This window comes from Pseudomonas sp. TMW22091 (assembly GCF_022496705.1).
In the GTDB taxonomy this organism is placed as follows: domain Bacteria; phylum Pseudomonadota; class Gammaproteobacteria; order Pseudomonadales; family Pseudomonadaceae; genus Aquipseudomonas; species Aquipseudomonas saxonica.
Window position 1 is genome coordinate 1 of the sequence record NZ_SCFI01000021.1, and the last position, 1,898, is coordinate 1,898.

Here is a 1,898-nt window from a genome sequence, read left to right on the forward strand (position 1 = left end):
TGATACCCGTAGCTTCGGTGTATGGTTTGAGCCCCGTTAAATCTTCCGCGCAGGCCGACTCGACTAGTGAGCTATTACGCTTTCTTTAAAGGGTGGCTGCTTCTAAGCCAACCTCCTAGCTGTCTAAGCCTTCCCACATCGTTTCCCACTTAACCATAACTTTGGGACCTTAGCTGACGGTCTGGGTTGTTTCCCTTTTCACGACGGACGTTAGCACCCGCCGTGTGTCTCCCATGCTCGGCACTTGTAGGTATTCGGAGTTTGCATCGGTTTGGTAAGTCGGGATGACCCCCTAGCCGAAACAGTGCTCTACCCCCTACAGTGATACATGAGGCGCTACCTAAATAGCTTTCGAGGAGAACCAGCTATCTCCGAGCTTGATTAGCCTTTCACTCCGATCCACAGGTCATCCGCTAACTTTTCAACGGTAGTCGGTTCGGTCCTCCAGTTAGTGTTACCCAACCTTCAACCTGCCCATGGATAGATCGCCCGGTTTCGGGTCTATTCCCAGCGACTAGACGCCCTATTAAGACTCGCTTTCGCTACGCCTCCCCTATTCGGTTAAGCTTGCCACTGAAAATAAGTCGCTGACCCATTATACAAAAGGTACGCAGTCACCCAACAAAGTGGGCTCCCACTGCTTGTACGCATACGGTTTCAGGATCTATTTCACTCCCCTCTCCGGGGTTCTTTTCGCCTTTCCCTCACGGTACTAGTTCACTATCGGTCAGTCAGTAGTATTTAGCCTTGGAGGATGGTCCCCCCATATTCAGACAAAGTTTCTCGTGCTCCGTCCTACTCGATTTCACTGCAAAGATGTTTTCGCGTACAGGGCTATCACCCACTATGGCCGCACTTTCCAGAGCGTTCCGCTAACATCAATACAGCTTAAGGGCTGGTCCCCGTTCGCTCGCCACTACTAAGGGAATCTCGGTTGATTTCTTTTCCTCAGGGTACTTAGATGTTTCAGTTCCCCTGGTTCGCTTCTTAAGCCTATGTATTCAGCTTAAGATACCTAACTTATGTTAGGTGGGTTCCCCCATTCAGACATCTCCGGATCAAAGTCTGTTTGCCGACTCCCCGAAGCTTTTCGCAGGCTACCACGTCTTTCATCGCCTCTGACTGCCAAGGCATCCACCGTATGCGCTTCTTCACTTGACCATATAACCCCAAGCAATCTGGTTATACTATGAAGACGACATTCGCCGAAAATTCGCATGCTCAATTAAGAGCGAACTCACAAATTTTACCTTAGCCTGAATAAACACCAGTGAAAGTGTTATCCAGTCTAACTTTCTATTACATACCCAAATTTTTAAAGAACGATCTAATCAAAAGATCAGAAATCAACATTCACCATCATTTGATGGAATGCTCATTTCTAAGCTTTACGACACAGAAGCAAGTTTATGGTGGAGCCAAACGGGATCGAACCGTTGACCTCCTGCGTGCAAGGCAGGCGCTCTCCCAGCTGAGCTATGGCCCCATATTTCTACAGGCATTTTCAACATAAACAAAATTGGTGGGTCTGGGCAGATTCGAACTGCCGACCTCACCCTTATCAGGGGTGCGCTCTAACCAACTGAGCTACAGACCCAATTTTGGTCTACTTCTATCGTCTTCTACAATGAATCAAGCAATTCGTGTGGGAACTTATGGAGCAGCTGATGTCGTCGATTAAGGAGGTGATCCAGCCGCAGGTTCCCCTACGGCTACCTTGTTACGACTTCACCCCAGTCATGAATCACACCGTGGTAACCGTCCTCCCGAAGGTTAGACTAGCTACTTCTGGTGCAACCCACTCCCATGGTGTGACGGGCGGTGTGTACAAGGCCCGGGAACGTATTCACCGTGACATTCTGATTCACGATTACTAGCGATTCCGACTTCACGCAGTC

Annotated in this window: 2 tRNA genes and 2 rRNA genes; all 4 read right to left on the reverse strand. The window is 49.1% G+C overall.

Annotated elements, in window-relative coordinates:
* A 23S ribosomal RNA gene (locus EQV93_RS22355) occupies positions 1 to 1,161 on the reverse strand; the annotation flags it as partial.
* 249 nt (positions 1,162 to 1,410) lie between these two features.
* Positions 1,411 to 1,486, reverse strand: a tRNA-Ala gene (locus EQV93_RS22360).
* A 34-nt stretch (positions 1,487 to 1,520) separates the two neighbouring features.
* Positions 1,521 to 1,597, reverse strand: a tRNA-Ile gene (locus tag EQV93_RS22365).
* Positions 1,598 to 1,678: 81 nt separating this feature from the next.
* Positions 1,679 to 1,898: ribosomal RNA gene (locus tag EQV93_RS22370) — 16S ribosomal RNA — on the reverse strand; the annotation flags it as partial.